Origin of the sequence: Kitasatospora sp. NPDC092948 (assembly GCF_044754805.1) — a bacterium.
In the GTDB taxonomy this organism is placed as follows: Bacteria; Actinomycetota; Actinomycetes; order Streptomycetales; family Streptomycetaceae; genus Kitasatospora.
Window position 1 is genome coordinate 1 of the sequence record NZ_JBIVPU010000024.1, and the last position, 17,756, is coordinate 17,756.

Consider the following 17,756-nt stretch of genomic DNA (forward strand, 5'->3'; position numbering starts at 1 on the left):
GTTACATTCCGAACCCGGAAGCTAAGCCTCACAGCGCCGATGGTACTGCAGGGGGGACCCTGTGGGAGAGTAGGACGCCGCCGAACAATTCTTCAAAAGGCCGAGGCCCCAGCGATGAGCTGGGGCCTCGGCCTTTTTTTGTTGGGCTTTTTCAGCCGAACAGACGGCCGGCGGACGGCGGTCGGCACCCGGACGCGGTGCTCGCCCGTCTGCCGGACAATGGACAAGACGGACGTGCCGGGCCCTGGTGGGGCTCGGGGCTCGTCCGGATCGCGCGCTGGTGTCGAGGGATCGGCAGTGGCGCCTCTCAAGCCAGCAGTGTGCAGACAGGAGTCACCAGCATGTCGAACCCGCCCCAGGACCGGCCCGAGCGCCGTAACGACGGCGGCCGGGGGTACGAGCCCAGGTCGCGCGGGGGCTGGTCGAACGACCGTGGCCCGCGCCGTGACGACCGTGGCGAAGGCGGCGGCTACCGCGGTCGTGACGACCGCGGTGACCGTGGCGGCGACCGCGGGGGTTACCGCAGCGACCGTGGCGACCGTCCGTCGTACGGCGACCGCCCGCAGGGTGGTGGCTACCGCGGCCGCGACGACCGTCCCCAGGGCGACCGCGGCGGCTTCCGCCGTGACGACCGTGGTGGCGACCGCCCGTCGTACGGCGGTGGCGGCGGTTTCCGTCGCGATGACCGTGGCGACCGCCCGCAGGGCGGCGGCTACCGTGGCCGCGACGACCGTCCTCAGGGCGACCGCGGCGGCTTCCGTCGGGACGACCGTCCGCAGGGTGGGTTCCGTCGGGACGACCGTGGCGACCGCCCCCAGGGTGGCGGCTACCGTCCGCGCGAGGAGCGGTCGTTCGACGACCGTCCGCAGCGCAGCGGTGGGTTCGAGCGTCGGGACGACCGTCCGCAGGGCGGTTTCCGTCGCGATGACCGTGGCGACCGTCCGCAGGGCGGTGGCTTCCGTGGCCGCGACGATCGTCCGCAGGGCGACCGTGGCGGGTTCCGTCGCGACGACCGCGGTGACCGCCCGTCGTACGGGCGGGACCGGGACGAGCGTGGCGGGTACGACCGTCCGCAGCGCAGTGGCGGGTTCGAGCGTCGGGACGACCGTCCGCAGGGTGGTTTCCGTCGGGACGACCGTGGCGACCGTCCGCAGGGCGGTGGCTTCCGTGGCCGCGACGAGCGCCCGTCGTACGGGCGGGACCGGGACGACCGTGGCGGCGACCGTGGCGGCTTCCGCCGTGACGACCGCGGCGACCGTCCGCAGGGTGGGTTCCGTCGTGATGACCGCGGCGACCGCCCCCAGGGTGGGTTCCGTCGCGATGACCGTGGCGACCGTCCGCAGGGCGGCGGTTTCCGTGGCCGCGACGAGCGCCCGTCGTACGGGCGGGACCGGGACGACCGCGGTGGCGACCGTGGCGGCTTCCGTCGCGACGACCGCGGCGACCGCCCGTCGTACGAGCGTCGGGACGACCGTCCGCAGGGCGGGTTCCGTCGTGATGACCGTGGCGACCGTCCGCAGGGTGGTGGCTTCCGTGGCCGCGACGACCGTCCGCAGGGCGACCGTGGCGGGCTCCGTCGGGACGACCGGGGTGGCGACCGTGGCGGCTTCCGTCGCGACGACCGGGGTGGCGACCGTGGCGGGTTCCGTTCCCGTGACGACCGCGGTGGTTACCGGGGTGGCCGGGACGACCGTGGCGGGTTCCGCGGGGAGCAGGACGAGCGTCGGCTGGAGCCGGTGCGCCGGCTGCCGATCCCGGACGATGTGACCGGGTTCGAGATCGACGCGGACGTGCGTCAGGACCTGAAGAGCCTGCCGAAGACGCTCGCCGACGACGTGGCCCGCAACCTGGTGATGGTCGCGCGGCTGCTCGACAGCGAGCCGGAGGAGGCCTACAACTACGCGCGGGTCGCGCTGCGGCTGGCGTCGCGAGTGGCGAGCGTCCGGGAGGCGGCCGGTTTCGCGGCGTACATGACGCAGCGGTACTCCGAGGCGCTGACCGAGTTCCGGGCCGCGAAGCGGATGACCGGTCGGGTGGACCTGTGGCCGGTGATGGCGGACTGCGAGCGCGGTCTGGGTCGTCCGGAGCGGGCGCTGGCGATGGCCGGCGAGCCCGAGGTGAAGCAGCTGGACAAGGCCGGTCAGGTCGAGATGCGGCTGGTCGCGGCGGGTGCCCGCGCGGACCTGGAGCAGTTCGACGCGGCCGTGGTGACGCTGCAGAGCCCGGAGCTGGCGTCCTCGGCGATCCACCCGTGGACGGCGCGCCTGCGCTACGCGTACGCCGATGCGCTGATCGCGGCGGGTCGGGCGGACGAGGCCCGTGAGTGGTTCGTGAAGGCCGTGGAGGCGGACTCGGACGGCTCGACCAACGCGTCCGAGCGGCTCGCGGAGATCGACGGCGTGGAGTTCACCGACGCGCTGGACGAGGACGCCGAGGTCGAGGTCGAGGAGTCCGAGGAGCCGGCCCGGAAGCCGGTCAACAAGGACGACATCGGCGACGACCGGATGATCTTCGAGGACGAGGAGGACGTCGAGGAGTTCTACGACGACGACGACCTCGAGATCGACGAGGAGTACGACGAGGACTCCTTCGAGGAGCAGCCGAAGAAGGCCTGACCTTCGAGCGGTGGTGCAGAACGGCCCCTGTCCCTTTCCGGGACGGGGGCCGTTCTGCGTTTCGGTGTCAGGAAGGCGGTGGGTCAGCCGAGTTCGAGCGAACGCAGCACCAGTCCGGTGGCCGGTTTGGGGCCGAAGGACGTGGACTTGCGGGGCATGGTGACGCCCTGTTCGGCGAGGCGGCGGACCACGCGTTCCTCGACGGGGTGGAGCAGGACGGCGGTGCCGCCGGTGCGGGCGGCCTCGCGGACGGCGGCTTCAGCGGAGTGCAGGTAGCCGATGTGTTCGGGGCTGTCGGGGACGTGCCAGGTGCGGTCGATCAGGGTGGCGTGCAGGACGGTGGCGTCGAGGTGGCGCCACTCCTCGGGGCGGTCGGTGCGGACGGTGGCGTCGAGGGTGCGTTCGTCGGGGCCGGTGAGCAGCAGGTGGCGGTCGTCGCCGGCGGTGAGGACGAAGGCGTTGCGGGCGTCCGTGCGGGCTTCGGCGAGGGCCTTGAGGGCGTCGTCGAGGCCGCCGGTGAGCTCGGTGAGCTGCCAGACGTCGGGGTCGAGAGCGGCGACGGCGGCGTGCAGGGGCAGCCGGTGCAGGACGCGGTGGATGGCGCGGACCCGGAGCGGGTAGCGGTCGGTGTCGACCAGCAGGACCAGGCCGCGGTCCCAGGGGCTGCGGGGCAGGTGGCGGTGCTCGCGCTGGAGCCGCAGGTACATCTCCCAGCGGTGGTGGCCGTCGGCGATCAGGGCCCGGCAGGTGGCGAGGTCGCGGCTGACGGCGGCCAGGTCGACGGGGTCGGTGACGGCCCACAGGCGGTGCTGGATGCCGTCGGAGGTGGTGACGTGCAGCAGCGGTTCGCCGGCGGCGGTGCGGTCGACGACCTCGGCGGCGCGGCCGTGGCCGCGGTAGGTGAGCAGCAGGGGTTCGAGGTTGGCGCGGGTGGTGCGCATCAGGCCGACCCGGTCGGCGACGGGTTTCGGCATGACGTCCTCGTGGGGGAGGACGACGCCGGCTTCGCGGCCGCTGACGGCGAGGGCGCCGATCAGGCCGCGCTGGAGGTCGCCGGTGGGGGAGTGCTGCTCGTAGACGTACAGGGCGGGCCGGGGGTCGGCGGTGAGGACGCCCTGGTCGCGCCAGTCGCGCAGCAGCCGGGCGGCGTGCCGGTAGCGGGTGTCGCGGTCGGGGCGGAGGCCGGAGTTCTCCGGTTCGGGGCGCGGCAGGATGAGTCGGACGATGTTGTGCGGGTCCGAGGTCTCCAGGTCCTGGCGCCGTCCGGGGTCCACCACGTCGTACGGGGGTGAGGTCACCGCGGCCAGGTCGCCGACCTTCTGGGGGTCGTAGCGCAGGCCGCGGAACGGGGACAGGGACAGCCCTGCGGTGGCGACGTGCCCGGGGTCTCCGGGGCCGCCCGAGGGCTCGTTGCCGATTTCGGCACGAGGGGCGCTCATCCTGGGCATGTTAGCCGGGTACTCCTTGTTGGGAGATCGCGATGCACGCGGCCATTCCGGTTGCGGGCGGGGCAGCGGGCGCCGAGCAGGAGAGCGGGGAGTTGCGGATGAACCACGGGAGCGACGACGGCACCGGCGCGGAGGCGTCGTCCGAGGGTGCGGCGGGGGCGCCGGGCGGCGGCGTGTACGACTGGTTCCGGCGCGGGGTGCGGCTGTTGGAGGAGCGGCATCCGGCGGCGGCGGTGCAGCTGCTGGCGCGGGCGGCGGACGCGGAGCCGGAGTCGCGGTCGATCCGGGAGGCGCTGGCGCGGGCGCAGTTCGACGCGGGGCAGTACGCGGCGGCGCGGGAGAGCTTCCGGGCGGTGGCGTTGGCGGACCCGTCGGACGACTACGCGCAGTTCGGCTGGGGCGTGGCGGCTGCCCGGCTGGGGGACTTCGAGTCGTCCGCGGAGCATCTGGCGCTGGCGGTGGCGATGCAGCCCGGCAACAAGCACTACCGGGCGGCGCTGCGGCAGACTCGGGCGACGCTGGCGGCCCGGGCGGGGGCGTTCGGGCCGTTGCAGCCGGGCGCGCCGGGGTATTCGGCGCCGCCGGAGGACTCGGACGGGTCCTAAGGTTGCGGGTGTTCGATCGTTCGAGGTGAGTGGAGAGCTGTGATGGTGCGGAGCGTGCCGCGGGGAAGTGCGGTGGCGTTGACGGAGGCGTACGACACGGCGCTGCTCGACCTGGACGGGGTGGTGTACGCGGGGCCGCACGCGATCGCGTACGCGGTGGAGTCGCTGGAGCGGGCGCGGGCGGCGGGGATGCGGCTGGCGTACGTGACGAACAATGCGTCGCGCCCGCCGCGGGTGGTGGCGGAGCACCTGTCGGAGCTGGGGGTGCCGGCCGAGCCCGGTGATGTGATCAATTCGGCGCAGGCGGCGGCACGGCTGGTGTCGGAGAAGGTGCCGGCGGGTTCGCGGGTGCTGGTGGTCGGCGGCGCGGGGCTGGTGGAGGCGCTGCAGGAGCGCGGCCTGGTGCCGGTGCGCTCCTTGGACGAGGACCCGGCGGCGGTGGTGCAGGGCTACGACCCGACGGTGGGCTGGGCGGACCTCGCGGAGGCGTCGTACGCGGTGGGCCGGGGCCTGCCGTGGGTGGCGTCGAACACGGACCTGTCGATCCCGACGGCGCGTGGCATCGCGCCGGGCAACGGGACGCTGGTGGCGGCCGTGTCGGCGGCGACCGGTGTGACGCCGGAGGTGGCGGGCAAGCCGCTGCCGCCGATGCACCGGGAGACGGTGCTGCGGACGGGCGCGAAGCATCCGCTGGTGGTGGGCGACCGCCTCGACACCGACATCGAGGGCGCGTTCAACGGCGGTGTGGACTCGCTGCTGGTGTTCACCGGTGTCACCACCCCCGAACTGCTGCTGGCCGCCCCCGTCCGGCACCGCCCGACCTACCTGTCGGACGACCTGCGGGGCCTGCTGGAGCCGCAGCCGGAGGTGTTGGAGCTGGGCGACGGCCGGTTCGCCTGCGGCGGCTGGGCGGCCGGCGTGGACGGCGGCGCGCTGACCCTGGACGGCGCGGGCGAGCGGATCGACGCGCTGCGGGCGCTGTGCGCGGCGGCCTGGACGTGGGCGGACGCGCACGGGGCGGCACCGGAGACGGCGAAGGCGCTGGCACTGCTCTGACGGCCCCGAACTGCCGTTCGGTGACGGCAGGTTGACGGGTTGTTGCGGCGGGTGCCCGGGGTAGGGCTTCGGGGCGTTCGGGCTATGGCTCGGGTGCCCGGAAGCCGGGGGGATGTGGTGCGGGGACGTGCGGTGGGGCCGCCGGACTGGTGGTGGCGGCGTCGCCGGCGGCGGGGTGCGGGGTGCGGGGTGCGCGGGGCCGGGGGCGGTGCGGCCGCCGGGCTTCGGCCCGTCGCCGGATCTCCTCCAGTTGGTGCGGTCGCGGTACCTGAACGGGCCGGAGCCGGTGACCGATTCGCTCCAGGGGGCCGGGAGACCGGGCGGACGCGGCGGGCGGTGGCTTCCGCTGGACGCTGCCGGACGGGCAGTGGTGCGTCGCGGTGACGACACCGTCGGGCAGCGGGGGGTGGAGCGCGTGCCTCCGCCCCGTGGACCGCGCCCGCGCGGCGGCCCGCCGCCGAGGTGCTGTCCGGGGGAGGGGCGCGACCTGGTCGGCGGTGCTCGTCGCCGACGGCGAGCGGCTGTCGGACCCGCGCTGCGGGGCCTGGACGGCGCCGGTGTTCGACGTCGGCACCGCGGCGGCGCCGGGCGGGCGGCTCGGGCTCTGGGTGGCGCTGGGCGACGACCGGCCGGCGGGGACGGTCGTCGAGCAGCTGCCGCTGCCGCTGCCGGCGGGCGCGACCCGGCCGGGGGCCGGGCCGCAGCCCTGCGGGTGAGCGGGCGGCGGCGCCATGAAGCAGGGGGGCGTCAAAGCGGTTGCGAGGCCCGCTGATCGGTGGGCGGCCGGGGCGGGGACGGAGTCGTCGTCCTACGGGTGACCGGGCAGGGGGTCAGAGCAGGCTGCGCAGGCGCAGCAGGTCGAGGAAGCTCGCGTCGAGCTTGAGGCGGCCGGTGGCCCACGCGGTGGGGAACGGCAGTTTGCCGTCGACCAGGGCGACCAGGTCGGTGCCGGTGGTGGTGAGCCGGATGTCGGCCTTGGCGGCGGGCGCGCCCGGGGTGTCGGTGATGCCGGTGAGCTGCCCGCCGGTGAGCCGCCCGGTGAAGGTCAGGTCGAGGTCGGTGAGGTGGCAGCTCAGCGACCGGTCGAGGGCGGCGGCCTTCCGGACGTCGCCGTTCGCGCCGGCGAGGTTGCGGCTGAGCTGCTCCAGTGCGCTGCGGCACTCCTCGATGGTGGCCATGGGTGCGGCGTACTCCTGTGTCTCGGTGGTCGGTGCGGCGTTCCACGCTAACGCGCCGGGCGGGTGCGGTGGCCGGGCGGGGTGAGAGGGGCCGACCGTGGGGCGGGCGGGGCAGTCGGGTACGGGCGGGCGTAGGACGGGGTAGCGTCATGGCGGGCAGTCGGTGCCCGCGGAGGAGGCGGTTCGGATGCTGCGGGATGCGGTGCGGGGTGTGGTGGTGGTCGCGACGGAGCTCGCCGAGGAGGCGAGCCGCCGGGTACTCGGCGCGGCCGAGGAGCTGATCCAGCGGGCCGGTGAACTGCCGCCCGGGGTGGAACAGTTGCGGGTGCTGGCGGGGGAGGCCGTGACGGCCGGTCTGGCCGGGGTCGACCTGGTCGCGGGCGTCGCCAAGAACGAGGCCGAGCGGGTGTTCGAGAAGGTCGGCGACCAGGTGGTGAAGGTCGGCGTGGTGCTGAGCTTCCTGGAGTCGAAGCTGCGCGAGGTCGACGAACCGACCGCCCCCGAGCCCGAGCCGACCCCGAAGGAGCCGACGGTCCGTCCGGCCGCCCGGGCCCAGGGCCTGTTCGACGCCGGGTGGGACGCGGAGCCCGCGCCCGCCGACGCCGGGTCGGAGCCCGCGCCCGCCGACGCCGGGTCGGACGAGGCCCCGGCGGCTGCCCGTCCTGCGCCGGCGCGAGGGAAGGCGACTGCGCGCAAGGGGGCGGCGGCAAAGCAGGCGGCGGCCGGGCGGTCGGTGCCGCGGAGGGTTCCGGCGGCGGGCAGTGCGGCGGCGGTGGGGAAGGCTTCGGCGGCCGGCGGGGAAGCTGTGACGCCGAGGACAGTGGCGAAGAAGGCCGCGGCGAAGCGGCCTGCCGCGCGACGTTCGGCTCCGGCTGCGGCTCCGGCTGCGGCTTCGGTTGCGGCTCCGGCTCCGGGGGACAGCCCGTCGGCCCCGCTGCCCGCTGCGGCGAAGAAGTCGGCGGCGAAGAGGACGGCCACGACGAAGACGGCCGCGACGAAGGAAACGGTGACGAAGGCCGCGTCCGTGGAGAAGCCGGCGACGGTGAAGAAGGCTGCGCCCGCGAAGAAGTCCGCGACTGCGACGAAGGCGGCGAAGCCGAAGCCCGCGAGCGTGAAGAGCGCGCCCGCGAAGAAGCCCGCGCCCGTGAAGAAGGCGACGGCGACGAAGCGCGACACCGGGGGCACCACCGGTGAGTGAGGTGCGGTGGACGGGCGAGCCCGAGGTGGACGAGGTGCTGGCCCGGCTGGGGGAGGCCGACGGGGTGGGGGCGGGGGAGCGGGTCGAGGTGTACGAAGATGTTCATGCGCGGCTCGCCGCGACCCTCGCGGCGCTGGACCGCGAGTGACGATTGCGGAATGTGGGAGCTGACGTAGCAGTGGCAGTGGCACGACGCCGTCTGGATGCGGAGCTGGTGCGGCGGAAGCTGGCGCGCTCGCGCGAGCATGCGAGCGAGCTGATCGCGGCGGGCCGGGTGACGGTGGGCGGCACGGTGGCGACGAAGCCGGCGACCCAGGTGGAGACGGCGGCGGCCGTGGTGGTCGCCAAGGACGACACGGACCCGGACTACGTGTCGCGGGGCGGGCACAAGCTGGCGGGCGCGTTCGCCGCGTTCGTGCCGCAGGGCCTGGTGGTCGAGGGCCGGCTGGCGCTGGACGCGGGCGCGTCCACCGGCGGGTTCACCGATGTGCTGCTGCGCGCGGGCGCCGCGCACGTGCTGGCGGTGGACGTCGGCTACGGGCAGCTCGCCTGGTCGCTGCAGAGCGACGAGCGGGTGACGGTGATGGACCGCACCAACGTGCGGGAGCTGACGCCGGAGCTGATCGGCGGCACGCTCGTCGACCTGGTGGTCGGCGACCTGTCGTTCATCTCGCTGGGCCTGGTGCTGCCGGCGCTGGCGGGCTGCGCGGCGCCGGACGCGGACCTGGTGCTGATGGTGAAGCCGCAGTTCGAGATCGGCAAGGACCGGCTGGGCTCGGGCGGTGTGGTGCGCTCGCCGGAGCTGCGGGCCGAGACGATCCGCCAGGTGGCGTCGCAGGCCTGGCAGTTGGGCCTGGGTGTGCACGCGGTGACGGCGTCGCCGCTGCCGGGGCCGTCGGGGAACGTGGAGTATTTCCTGTGGCTTCGCCGGGATGCGGGCGAACTGGATCCGGCCGAGGCGGACCGGGCCGTGGCGGAAGGTCCCAAGTAGGGTACTGGGCCCCAAGTAGGGTACTTGGCAGACGTCCGAGCGTTGCGCAGACTGGCATGCCGCGGTCGGGCCAGCAGGGTCCGGCAGGCGTAGGGAGAGGGCAGCGGGCAATGAGCGATCGTCGTACGGTCTTCCTGATCGCGCACACCGGCCGGGAGGCCGCCCTGCGCAGTGTGGAAGGGCTGGTGGACGGCCTGCTGAAGGCGGGGATCCGGATCCGGCTGCTGGAGGCGGAAGCGGTGGGCCTGGACCTGCCGGACGGGGTGGAGCTGGTGCCGGGCGGGCCGGGCGCGGCCGACGGCTGCGAGCTGATCCTGGTCGCGGGCGGGGACGGCACCCTGCTGCGGGGGGCGGAGCTGGCCCGCGAGTCCGGGCTGCCGATGCTCGGCATCAACCTGGGCCGGGTGGGCTTCCTCGCGGAGGCGGAGCGCGACGACCTGGCGACGGTGGTCGACCGGGTGGTGGACGCCGACTACGCGGTCGAGGAACGCATGACCATCGACGTGCTGGTGCGCACCAACGGCGATGTGCTGCACGAGGACTGGGCGCTGAACGAGGCCTCGGTGGAGAAGGCCGCCCGTGAGCGGATGCTGGAGGTGGTCACCGAGGTGGACGGCCGTCCGGTGTCGAACTTCGGCTGCGACGGCGTGGTGCTTTCGACGCCCACCGGCTCGACGGCGTACGCGTTCTCGGGCGGCGGGCCGGTGGTGTGGCCGGAGGTGGAGGCGCTGCTGATGGTGCCGATCAGTGCGCACGCGCTGTTCGCCCGCCCGCTGGTGACCTCGCCGGACTCGGTGCTGGCGGTCGAGGTGCAGCCGAAGACGCCGCACGGGGTGCTCTGGTGCGACGGGCGGCGTTCGGTCGAACTCCCCGCCGGGGCACGGGTGGAGGTCCGCCGCGGCAAGACGCCGGTGCGGCTGGCCCGGCTGCACCGGGCGCCGTTCACGGACCGGCTGGTGGCGAAGTTCGCGCTGCCGGTGACGGGTTGGCGTGGCCGGTCGGGATCGGCGTAGGGAGCACTGACAGGGGCGGGGGAGACCTGCTGTCACAGGCTGCACGGCTCCGGGTCCGCCGTCGTGAAGCGTTCGTTGCGGGCGAGTTCGGCGGCCTCCGCGATGCGGTGGAGGGCGTCGGGGACGTGGGCGGCGTGGAAGGTGAGGGGGAGGCGGAGGTACTCCTCGAACGCGCCGTCGATGCCGAAGCGGGCGCCGGAGGCGAGGCGGGTGCCGAGGCGTTCGCCGGCCCGGGCGAGGGCGGTGGCGGGGAGGCCGGGGGTGGCCACCCAGAGGGCCAGGCCGCCGGGTGGGAGGGTGAAGCGCCAGTGCGGGAAGTGCCGGGGCAGGGCGTCGGCCCAGGCGTCGGCGGTGGCGCGCAGGCCGGCGTGGCGTTCGGCGCGGACGGTCGGCAGGTGGTGGGTCAGCAGGCGGGTGGTGATCAGCTGGTCGAGGACCGGGGTGCCGAGGTCGAGCAGGGCCCGGTCGGCGGCCAACTTCCGTACCAGGGAGGGCTGGGCGCGCAGCCAGCCGATCCGCAGGCCGGGCCAGAGCAGTTTGCCGGCCGAGCCGACGGTGATCACCCGGGCGTCGCGGTCGAGCGCGGCCAGGGGCCGGGGCAGCGCGGAGTCGTCGACGCCCCAGCCGAGTTCGGCGCAGGTCTCGTCGGCGAGGACGGCGGTGCCGGCGGTCCGGGCGTGCGCGAGCAGGTCGCGGCGCTGGTCCTCGTCGATCAGGGCGCCGGTGGGGTTCTGGAAGTCGGGGATGGCGGAGACCAGTTTCGGGGCGGCGCCGCGGAGCACCCGCCGCCACTGCGGGAGGTCCCAACCGGTGTGCCCGGCCCGGTCGGTGGCGAACGGGACGGGGACCAGGCGGGCGCCGAACCGGTCCAGGGCGCGGAGGGTGTTGGGGTAGCTGGGCGCTTCGACGGCGACCCGGTCGCCGCGGGTGAGCAGCGCGTGGTGGGCCAGGTGCAGGGCGCTCATCGCGCCGGTGGTGATCAGGACCTGGTCGGGGTTGGTGGGCAGGCCGCGTTCGGTGTACCGGTGGGCGACGGCCTCGCGCAGTACGGGCAGGCCGGTGGGGTAGGTGCCGTGTCCGGCGGCGTACGCGGGCAGGCGGTCGAGGGCGTGGGCGGCGGCCTCGGCGAGCTGCGGCGGGGCGGTGGGCGCGGCCAGGCCCAGGTCGAGTGCGGTGCCGGGCCGGTCGAGGGCGAGCGGGTGCAGGGTGTCGGCGGGCGGTCGGGTGCCGTCCGGCAGGGCCGTCCAGGAGCCGGCGCCGCGCCGTGAGCGCAGGAATCCGTCGGCGCGCAGCGCCTCGTACGCGGCGGCCACGGTGGTGCGGCTGAGTCGGAGTTCGGCGGCGAGTTCCCGTTCGGCGGGCAGCCGGGTGCCGGCCGGGAGGCGGCCGTCGGCGACCAGCCGGGACACCCGGTCGGCGAGTGACCGGTAGGCGGGCCGGTGGCCGTCCGCCGGGGGCAGTTGGCGGGCCAGGGCGTGCGGGGTCAGTGTGCTGTGCCACTCGGCCATCGGAAATCAGTCCACTCGGATCGGATTGGCCCTGTCGGGTGTCCTTTTGGACCGCCCATAGTGACGGTCGGTGCCGAGGAACGGCAAGCACTGCACGAAAAGAGGTCCACCCGATGGCGGTCTCCCTGTCCCCCCTCATGAAGGCCGGGCGTACGAAGTCCACCGACCTTCCGGTCCGCCTGGTCCGGCTGGCCGCCGGCCTGGTGCTGTACGGCGTCTCGATGGCCCTGGTGCTGCGCTCCTCGCTGGGCGGCAACCCGTGGGACGTCTTCCACCAGGGCCTGTCCCGGCACGTCGGCCTGAGCGTCGGCACCTGGGTGACGCTGGTCGGCCTGCTGGTGCTGCTGCTGTGGATACCGCTGCGGCAGAAGCCCGGCATCGGCACCGTCGGCAACGTCGCGGTGCTCGGCGTCGCGATGGACACCACGTTGGCGCTGCTGCCGCACCCGCACGCGCTGGTCGCCCGGATCCCGCTGCTGGCGGCGGGCATCGTGCTCAACGCCGTGGCGACCGGCCTGTACATCGGGGCGCGGCTCGGCCCGGGCCCGCGCGACGGCCTGATGACCGGCCTGCACCGGCGCACCGGCCGCTCCGTGCGGCTGATCCGTACCGCCATCGAGTTGACCGTGCTGGCCGCCGGCATCGCCCTCGGCGGGACGTTCGGCGTCGGCACGGTGGCCTACGCGCTGGCGATCGGCCCGCTGGTGCAGTTCTTCCTGCCGCGACTGACCGTGCCCGAACGGCCTGCCACTCAGGTGTGAAACCCGGGGCGGTCGTCGCAAACCGACACCGGAACCTCGTAAGGTCGTCTCCGTGTTGGACGAGATGCGGATACGGGATCTGGGTGTCATCGACGACGCGGTGGTCGAGCTCGCGCCCGGGTTCACCGCCGTCACCGGTGAGACCGGCGCCGGCAAGACCATGGTGGTGACCAGCCTCGGGCTGCTGCTCGGCGGCCGGGCCGACCCGGCGCTGGTCCGGAACGGCTCCGAGCGGGCCGTCGTCGAGGGCCGGCTCGCCCTCGACCCGGACTCCGCGGTGGTGGCGCGCGCGGTCGAGGCGGGCGCGGAACTCGACGACGGCGAGCTGCTGATCAGCCGCACCGTCTCCGCCGAGGGCCGCTCCCGCGCGCACGTCGGCGGCCGCTCGGTGCCGGTCGGGCTGCTCGCCGAACTCGGCGAGGACCTGATCGCCGTGCACGGCCAGACCGACCAGCAGCGGCTGCTGCGCCCGTCCCGGCAGCGCGGCGCGCTCGACCGGTACGCGGGCGAGGCCGTCGCCGAGCCGCTGGGACGCTACCGCGAGGTGTACCGCACCCTGCGCGAGGTCTCCGCGACCCTGGAGGAGCTGACCACCAGGGCCCGCGAGCGCGCCCAGGAGGCCGACCTGCTGCGGTTCGGCCTGGAGGAGATCGCCGCCGCCGAGCCCGTCGCCGGGGAGGACGCCGAGCTGTCCGTGGAGGCCGAGCGGCTCGGGCACGCCGACGCGCTGTCCTCCGCCGCGACGCTCGCGCACGCCGCGCTGGCGGGCGACCCCGCCGACCCGGAGGCGGTGGACGCGGGCACCCTGCTCGCCCAGGCCCGCCGCGCCGTGGACGCCGTCCGCCACCACGACGAGCGCCTCGCGCAGCTCGCCGACCGCCTCGGCGAGGTCGGCTACCTGCTCGCCGACGTGGCCGGCGACCTCGCCGGGTACGCCGACGACCTGGACGCCGACCCGGTGCGCCTCGCCGCCGTCGAGGACCGCCGCGCGATCCTCGCCCACCTGGTGCGCAAGTACTCCGGCACCGAGGGCGCCCTGGCCGAGGTGATCGCCTGGGCCGAGGCCGGCTCGGTGCGGCTGCTGGAACTCGACGGCGACGACGAGCGGATCGACGAACTCGGCGCGCAGGAGACCGAGTTGCGCACCCAGCTGGCCGACCTGGCGGCCGAGGTGTCCCGCGCCCGGCACGCCGCGGCCGACAAGTTCGCCGCCGCGGTCTCCGGCGAGCTCGCCGAGCTCGCGATGCCGCACGCCCGGGTGACGTTCGCGATCAGCCAGGTCGACGACCTGTCCGGGATCGAGGTCGACGGCCGCACCGTCGCCTACGGCCCGCACGGCGTCGACGAGGTCGAGGTGCTGCTCGCCCCGCACCCCGGCGCGCAGCCCCGTCCGATCGCCAAGGGCGCCTCCGGCGGCGAGCTGTCCCGCGTCATGCTGGCCGTGGAAGTGGTGTTCGCCGGCGCCGACCCGGTGCCGACCTACCTGTTCGACGAGGTCGACGCGGGCGTCGGCGGCAAGGCCGCGGTGGAGATCGGCCGTCGCCTCGCCAAGCTCGCCCGCAGCGCCCAGGTGGTGGTCGTCACCCACCTGCCGCAGGTCGCCGCGTTCGCCGACCGGCACCTGGTGGTGGAGAAGACCAACGACGGGACCGTCACCCGCAGCGGCGTGAAGACCCTCAACGACGAGGAGCGGGTGCGCGAGCTGTCCCGGATGCTGGCCGGCCTGGAGGACTCCGAGCTGGGCCGGGCGCACGCCGAGGAGCTGCTCGAAGCCGCCCGCACCGCCCGGGCCCGCTAGTCCCGGCCCGGTCGATCCTGCGCGGCGCGCGACGCCGGATCGTCCCTCTCCCGGGGCCCGGGGGCGACGCGCGCCGATCCGGCAGGATCGACCGGCCCGGCCCCGCCCCAACGGTCCGCTCCGCACACGTCGCCCGGGTTCGCACGCCCGGGCGACGCGCCGCAGCGGTGCCGACTGTCCAAGAGGGCGACCGACCTGGCATCGTGGCGAGCGGACACCAGCTGACAACGAGTCGGAGCGAAGACGACGTGGACCATTCCGCCGCCCGGGCCACCGCGGCCCCCCAGCTGCACGTGGTGCTCGTCCTGGCCGCCGCGACGGGCGGGATCGGCGCGCACGTGCGATCCCTGACGCAGGGTCTGGTCGCCCACGGGGTGACGGTCACGGTCTGCGCGCCCGAGGGCACCGACCGCCGGTACGGCTTCTCCGTGGCCGGCGCCCACCTGCACACGGTGGACATCACCCCCACCTCGGGGGCCCGCTCCGACGCCGTCGCGATCGGCGAACTGCGCCGCGCCTTCACCGGCGCCGACATCGTCCACGCGCACGGCCTGCGGGCCGGCCTGCTGTCCGACCTGGCGCTGCGCACCGCGGGCCGGTTCCCCGGCATCCGCCCGGAGACCCCGCTGGTGGTCACCTCGCACCACGCGCTGCTCACCACCGGCCTGGACCGCCGCCTGCAGCGCCTGATGGAACGCCGGGTGGTGCGGGCCGCCGACCTGGTCCTCGGCGCGTCCTCCGACCTGGTCGCCCGGGCCCGCGAACTGGGCGCCACCGACGCCCGGCTCGGCCCGGTCGCCGCCCCGCCGATGCCGCCCGCCGACCTCGACCGCGCCGCGGCCCGCGCCGCCAGCCTGCCCGGCGGCGACGACGGCCGCCCCGTGGTGCTGGCGGTCGGCCGGCTGGTGGCGCAGAAGTGCTTCTCGCTGCTGCTGGACGCCGTCCCGTACTTCGCGGCGCCCGGCGAGCCGATGCCGCACGTGCTGCTGGCCGGCGACGGCCCCGAGCGGCAGGCGCTGGCCGAACGGGTGCGGGCCGAGCGGCTGCCCGTGGAGGTGCTCGGTCACCGCACCGACATCGCGGACCTGCTGGCCGCCGCCGACCTGGTGGTGCTCTCCTCCCGCTGGGAGGCCCGCTCGCTGGTCGCTCAGGAGGCGATGCGGGCCGGCGTGCCGGTGGTCTCCACCGCCGTCGGCGGTGTCCCCGAACTGGTCGGCGACGCCGCCGTGCTGGTCCCGTTCGCCGACCCGCGGGCGCTCGGCGGCGCCGTCCGCGACCTGCTCGGCGACGAGAAGCGCCGGTCCGAACTCGCCGACGCCGGCCGGGCGCAGGCCCGCACCTGGCCGGACGAGGCGGCCACCGTCGCCCAGGTGCTGTCCATCTACGACGAACTGGCGCAGCGTCAGAGCTGACGTCGCATCAGTGCGACGACAGGTTCAGCCCGGCGGCGGCGGTCAGCCGCAGCGCGGTGTCGATCAGCGGAACGTGGCTGAACGCCTGCGGGAAGTTGCCGACCTGACGGCGCGTCCGGGAGTCCCACTCCTCGGCGAGCAGCCCCAGGTCGTTGCGGAGCGACAGCAGCCGCTCGAACAGTTCGCGGGCCTCGCCGACCCGGCCGATCATCGCCAGGTCGTCGGCCAGCCAGAACGAGCAGGCCAGGAACGCCCCCTCGTGCCCGGACAGCCCGTCGACGTTGTTGCCCTGGTCGTCGTGCGTCGGGTAGCGCAGCACGAAGCCGTCCTCGGTGGACAGTTCGCGCTGGATCGCCTCGATGGTGCCGATCACCCGCTTGTCGTCCGGCGGCAGGAAGCCCACCTGCGGGATCAGCAGCAGCGAGGCGTCCAGCTCCTTGCCGCCGTAGTACTGGGTGAAGGTGTTGCGTTCCGGGTCGTAGCCCTTGGCGCACACGTCGGCGTGGATCTCGGCGCGCAGCTTCTCCCAGCGCTCCGCCAGGCCCTCCGGCACGTGCTCCAGCTGCTCCAGCAGCTTCAGGGTGCGGTCGACGGCGACCCAGGCCATCACCTTGGAGTGCACGAAGTGCCGGCGCGGGCCGCGGACCTCCCAGATGCCCTCGTCGGGGTTGCGCCAGTGGTCCTCCAGGTACTCGATCAGGCGCAGCTGGAGCTGGTGGGCGTGGTCGTGCCGGGCCAGGCCGGACATGGTGGCCAGGTGCAGGGCCTCGACGACCTCGCCGTACACGTCGAGCTGGAGCTGCCCGGCGGCGCCGTTGCCTACCCGCACCGGGCGGGAGTCCTCGTAGCCGGGCAGCCAGTCGAGCTCCGACTCGGTGAGTTCGCGCTCCCCGGCGATGCCGTACATGATCTGCAGGTTCTCCGGGTCGCCGGCCACCGCGCGCAGCAGCCACTCGCGCCAGGCGCGGGCCTCCTCGCGGTAGCCGGTGCGCAGCAGCGAGGACAGGGTGATCGCGGCGTCCCGCAGCCAGGTGTAGCGGTAGTCCCAGTTGCGTTCGCCGCCGAGGTCCTCCGGCAGCGAGGTGGTGGGGGCGGCGACGATGCCGCCGGTCGGGGCGTAGGTGAGGGCCTTCAGGGTGATCAGCGAGCGGACCACGGCCTCCCGGTAGGGGCCCTGGTGGCGGCACTGCCCGACCCATTCGTGCCAGAACCGCTCGGTGTTGGCGAGCGCGCCCTCGGCGTCCGGCGGGGCGGGGGCCGGCTCGTGCGAGGCCTGCCAGGTCAGTCCGAAGGCGATCCGCTCGCCGGCGGTGACGGTGAAGTCGGCGTACGTGGTCAGGTCGCGGCCGTAGGTCTCGGCCCGGCCGTCCAGCCACACCGAGTCGGGGCCGGCCACGGCGACGGTGCGGTGCCCGCCCTCGGGCTGCGCGACCCGGTGCACCCAGGGCACGACCCGGCCGTAGCTGAACCGCATCCGCACCGCGGAGCGCATCCGGACGGTGCCGGCCAGGCCCTCCACGATGCGGATCATCTGCGGCACGTCGGGGGTGCCGAGCAGGTGGCGCGGCGGCATGAAGTCGATCACCCGGACGGTGCCGCCCTGGGTGTCCCACTCCTGCTCCAGGATCAGCGAGTCGCCCCGGTAGCGGCGTCGGTCGCAGGGCAGCGCGGGCGCGGCGGCCGTCACCGGCGGGACGGCCGGCTCGTCGGCGTCCAGCAGGGTCCGGGGCGGCGGGGCGGCGGCGGGCGGCGGTTCGACGGGCAGGGCAGGGCCGATCCGCCAGAAGCCGTGCTCGTCGGTGCCGAGCAGCCCCGCGAACACCGCGGGGGAGTCGAACCGCGGCAGGCACAGCCAGTCGACCGCGCCGTCCCGGCGGACCAGCGCGGCCGTCTGCATGTCCCCGATGAGCGCGTAGTCCTCGATGCGACCGGCCATGGCTCTCCGTTCCCAGCGGCCCAGCGTGCCCCGGCGGCGGCGGTTGCGCACGGGTCGGGCGAGGATGTGGACGTTTGAGCAGAATACGTGGATTCGGATGTTTCGGGCGCATCCACGCGCCCCCTCCGTCTGCCCGGATCCCTTGCCCCGCATGCCCTCCGGGCCCGTTTCGACCAGCCCGGACGGGCCGTTCGGCCGACGCGCCGGAGCCCTCTCCACCCGGACGCGGGCGAGCAC

Annotated in this window: 15 protein-coding genes, 1 rRNA gene and 1 pseudogene; 13 read left to right on the plus strand and 4 right to left on the minus strand. The window is 74.9% G+C overall.

Annotated features, from left to right (window positions below):
• From rrf to ACIQF6_RS35170, 3 genes and pseudogenes are all read left to right on the plus strand, one after another.
• A 5S ribosomal RNA gene (gene rrf, locus ACIQF6_RS35160) occupies positions 1 to 86 on the plus strand; the annotation flags it as partial.
• A 588-nt stretch (positions 87 to 674) separates the two neighbouring features.
• Positions 675 to 1,682: pseudogene (locus ACIQF6_RS35165) on the plus strand (hypothetical protein); the annotation flags it as partial.
• A 54-nt stretch (positions 1,683 to 1,736) separates the two neighbouring features.
• A complete protein-coding gene (locus tag ACIQF6_RS35170; RefSeq protein WP_400902890.1) occupies positions 1,737 to 2,615 on the plus strand; it encodes a tetratricopeptide repeat protein in 879 nt (292 codons plus the stop codon).
• An 83-nt stretch (positions 2,616 to 2,698) separates the two neighbouring features.
• On the opposite strand, the gene ACIQF6_RS35175 is transcribed toward ACIQF6_RS35170, so the two are convergent.
• Complete coding sequence (locus ACIQF6_RS35175; protein ID WP_400902734.1) at positions 2,699 to 4,054, minus strand: DUF1015 family protein; 1,356 nt, start codon at positions 4,052 to 4,054, stop codon at positions 2,699 to 2,701.
• A gap of 41 nt (positions 4,055 to 4,095) precedes the next feature.
• On the opposite strand from ACIQF6_RS35175, the gene ACIQF6_RS35180 reads away from it, so the two are divergent.
• The 3 genes from ACIQF6_RS35180 (at position 4,096) to ACIQF6_RS35190 (ending at position 6,440) form a co-directional block, all read left to right on the plus strand.
• Positions 4,096 to 4,668 carry a tetratricopeptide repeat protein gene (locus ACIQF6_RS35180; RefSeq protein ID WP_400902737.1) on the plus strand — a complete coding sequence of 191 codons (573 nt, stop codon included), beginning with the start codon at positions 4,096 to 4,098 and terminating at the stop codon, positions 4,666 to 4,668.
• Positions 4,669 to 4,710: 42 nt separating this feature from the next.
• Positions 4,711 to 5,724, plus strand: a complete 1,014-nt coding sequence (locus ACIQF6_RS35185; protein ID WP_400902740.1) for an HAD-IIA family hydrolase — start codon at positions 4,711 to 4,713, stop codon at positions 5,722 to 5,724.
• 428 nt (positions 5,725 to 6,152) lie between these two features.
• On the plus strand, positions 6,153 to 6,440 hold the full coding sequence (locus ACIQF6_RS35190; protein WP_400902743.1) for a hypothetical protein: 288 nt from the start codon (positions 6,153 to 6,155) through the stop codon (positions 6,438 to 6,440).
• Between the two features lie 114 nt (positions 6,441 to 6,554).
• Here ACIQF6_RS35190 and ACIQF6_RS35195 read toward each other — a convergent pair whose 3' ends face one another.
• Positions 6,555 to 6,902, minus strand: coding sequence for an alkyl sulfatase C-terminal domain-containing protein (locus ACIQF6_RS35195; protein ID WP_400902746.1), 348 nt, complete (start codon positions 6,900 to 6,902; stop codon positions 6,555 to 6,557).
• 187 nt (positions 6,903 to 7,089) lie between these two features.
• Between ACIQF6_RS35195 and ACIQF6_RS35200 the strand changes: the two genes are divergently transcribed.
• From ACIQF6_RS35200 to ACIQF6_RS35215, 4 genes are all read left to right on the plus strand, one after another.
• A complete protein-coding gene (locus ACIQF6_RS35200) occupies positions 7,090 to 8,100 on the plus strand; it encodes a hypothetical protein (protein WP_400902749.1) in 1,011 nt (336 codons plus the stop codon).
• Positions 8,093 to 8,248 (plus strand): hypothetical protein, encoded by a 156-nt coding sequence (locus tag ACIQF6_RS35205; protein ID WP_400902752.1) that lies wholly within the window; start codon positions 8,093 to 8,095, stop codon positions 8,246 to 8,248. The genes ACIQF6_RS35200 and ACIQF6_RS35205 overlap by 8 nt, the downstream gene beginning before the upstream one ends.
• A gap of 36 nt (positions 8,249 to 8,284) precedes the next feature.
• Positions 8,285 to 9,091 carry a TlyA family RNA methyltransferase gene (locus ACIQF6_RS35210; protein ID WP_400902755.1) on the plus strand — a complete coding sequence of 269 codons (807 nt, stop codon included), beginning with the start codon at positions 8,285 to 8,287 and terminating at the stop codon, positions 9,089 to 9,091.
• Positions 9,092 to 9,201: 110 nt separating this feature from the next.
• Positions 9,202 to 10,104 (plus strand): NAD kinase, encoded by a 903-nt coding sequence (locus ACIQF6_RS35215; protein ID WP_400902757.1) that lies wholly within the window; start codon positions 9,202 to 9,204, stop codon positions 10,102 to 10,104.
• Positions 10,105 to 10,136: 32 nt separating this feature from the next.
• Here ACIQF6_RS35215 and ACIQF6_RS35220 read toward each other — a convergent pair whose 3' ends face one another.
• A complete protein-coding gene (locus ACIQF6_RS35220) occupies positions 10,137 to 11,612 on the minus strand; it encodes a PLP-dependent aminotransferase family protein (protein ID WP_400902760.1) in 1,476 nt (491 codons plus the stop codon).
• A 137-nt stretch (positions 11,613 to 11,749) separates the two neighbouring features.
• Between ACIQF6_RS35220 and ACIQF6_RS35225 the strand changes: the two genes are divergently transcribed.
• The 3 genes from ACIQF6_RS35225 to ACIQF6_RS35235 all read left to right on the plus strand — a co-directional run bounded on the left by ACIQF6_RS35225 (position 11,750) and on the right by ACIQF6_RS35235 (position 15,583).
• Positions 11,750 to 12,373: a YitT family protein gene (locus ACIQF6_RS35225; RefSeq protein ID WP_400902892.1), complete on the plus strand. Its 624-nt coding sequence runs from the start codon at positions 11,750 to 11,752 to the stop codon at positions 12,371 to 12,373.
• 64 nt (positions 12,374 to 12,437) lie between these two features.
• Positions 12,438 to 14,171 carry a DNA repair protein RecN gene (gene recN / locus ACIQF6_RS35230; RefSeq protein ID WP_400902895.1) on the plus strand — a complete coding sequence of 578 codons (1,734 nt, stop codon included), beginning with the start codon at positions 12,438 to 12,440 and terminating at the stop codon, positions 14,169 to 14,171.
• Between the two features lie 248 nt (positions 14,172 to 14,419).
• Positions 14,420 to 15,583, plus strand: a complete 1,164-nt coding sequence (locus ACIQF6_RS35235; protein ID WP_400902763.1) for a glycosyltransferase family 4 protein — start codon at positions 14,420 to 14,422, stop codon at positions 15,581 to 15,583.
• A gap of 7 nt (positions 15,584 to 15,590) precedes the next feature.
• On the opposite strand, the gene ACIQF6_RS35240 is transcribed toward ACIQF6_RS35235, so the two are convergent.
• Positions 15,591 to 17,672, minus strand: a complete 2,082-nt coding sequence (locus tag ACIQF6_RS35240; protein ID WP_400902766.1) for a glycoside hydrolase family 15 protein — start codon at positions 17,670 to 17,672, stop codon at positions 15,591 to 15,593.
• Positions 17,673 to 17,756: the final 84 nt, after the last annotated feature.

Bases quoted from the DNA above. Each gene is read 5' to 3' on its own strand.
- recN (WP_400902895.1), top strand. From the start codon at position 12,438: ATGCGGATACGGGATCTGGGTGTCATCGACGACGCGGTGGTCGAGCTC.
- ACIQF6_RS35220 (WP_400902760.1), bottom strand. From the start codon at position 11,612: ATGGCCGAGTGGCACAGCACACTGACCCCGCACGCCCTGGCCCGCCAA.
- ACIQF6_RS35180 (WP_400902737.1), top strand. From the start codon at position 4,096: ATGCACGCGGCCATTCCGGTTGCGGGCGGGGCAGCGGGCGCCGAGCAG.
- ACIQF6_RS35225 (WP_400902892.1), top strand. From the start codon at position 11,750: ATGAAGGCCGGGCGTACGAAGTCCACCGACCTTCCGGTCCGCCTGGTC.
- ACIQF6_RS35200 (WP_400902749.1), top strand. From the start codon at position 7,090: ATGCTGCGGGATGCGGTGCGGGGTGTGGTGGTGGTCGCGACGGAGCTC.
- ACIQF6_RS35195 (WP_400902746.1), bottom strand. From the start codon at position 6,902: ATGGCCACCATCGAGGAGTGCCGCAGCGCACTGGAGCAGCTCAGCCGC.
- ACIQF6_RS35175 (WP_400902734.1), bottom strand. From the start codon at position 4,054: ATGAGCGCCCCTCGTGCCGAAATCGGCAACGAGCCCTCGGGCGGCCCC.
- ACIQF6_RS35240 (WP_400902766.1), bottom strand. From the start codon at position 17,672: ATGCGGGGCAAGGGATCCGGGCAGACGGAGGGGGCGCGTGGATGCGCC.
- ACIQF6_RS35185 (WP_400902740.1), top strand. From the start codon at position 4,711: ATGGTGCGGAGCGTGCCGCGGGGAAGTGCGGTGGCGTTGACGGAGGCG.
- ACIQF6_RS35215 (WP_400902757.1), top strand. From the start codon at position 9,202: ATGAGCGATCGTCGTACGGTCTTCCTGATCGCGCACACCGGCCGGGAG.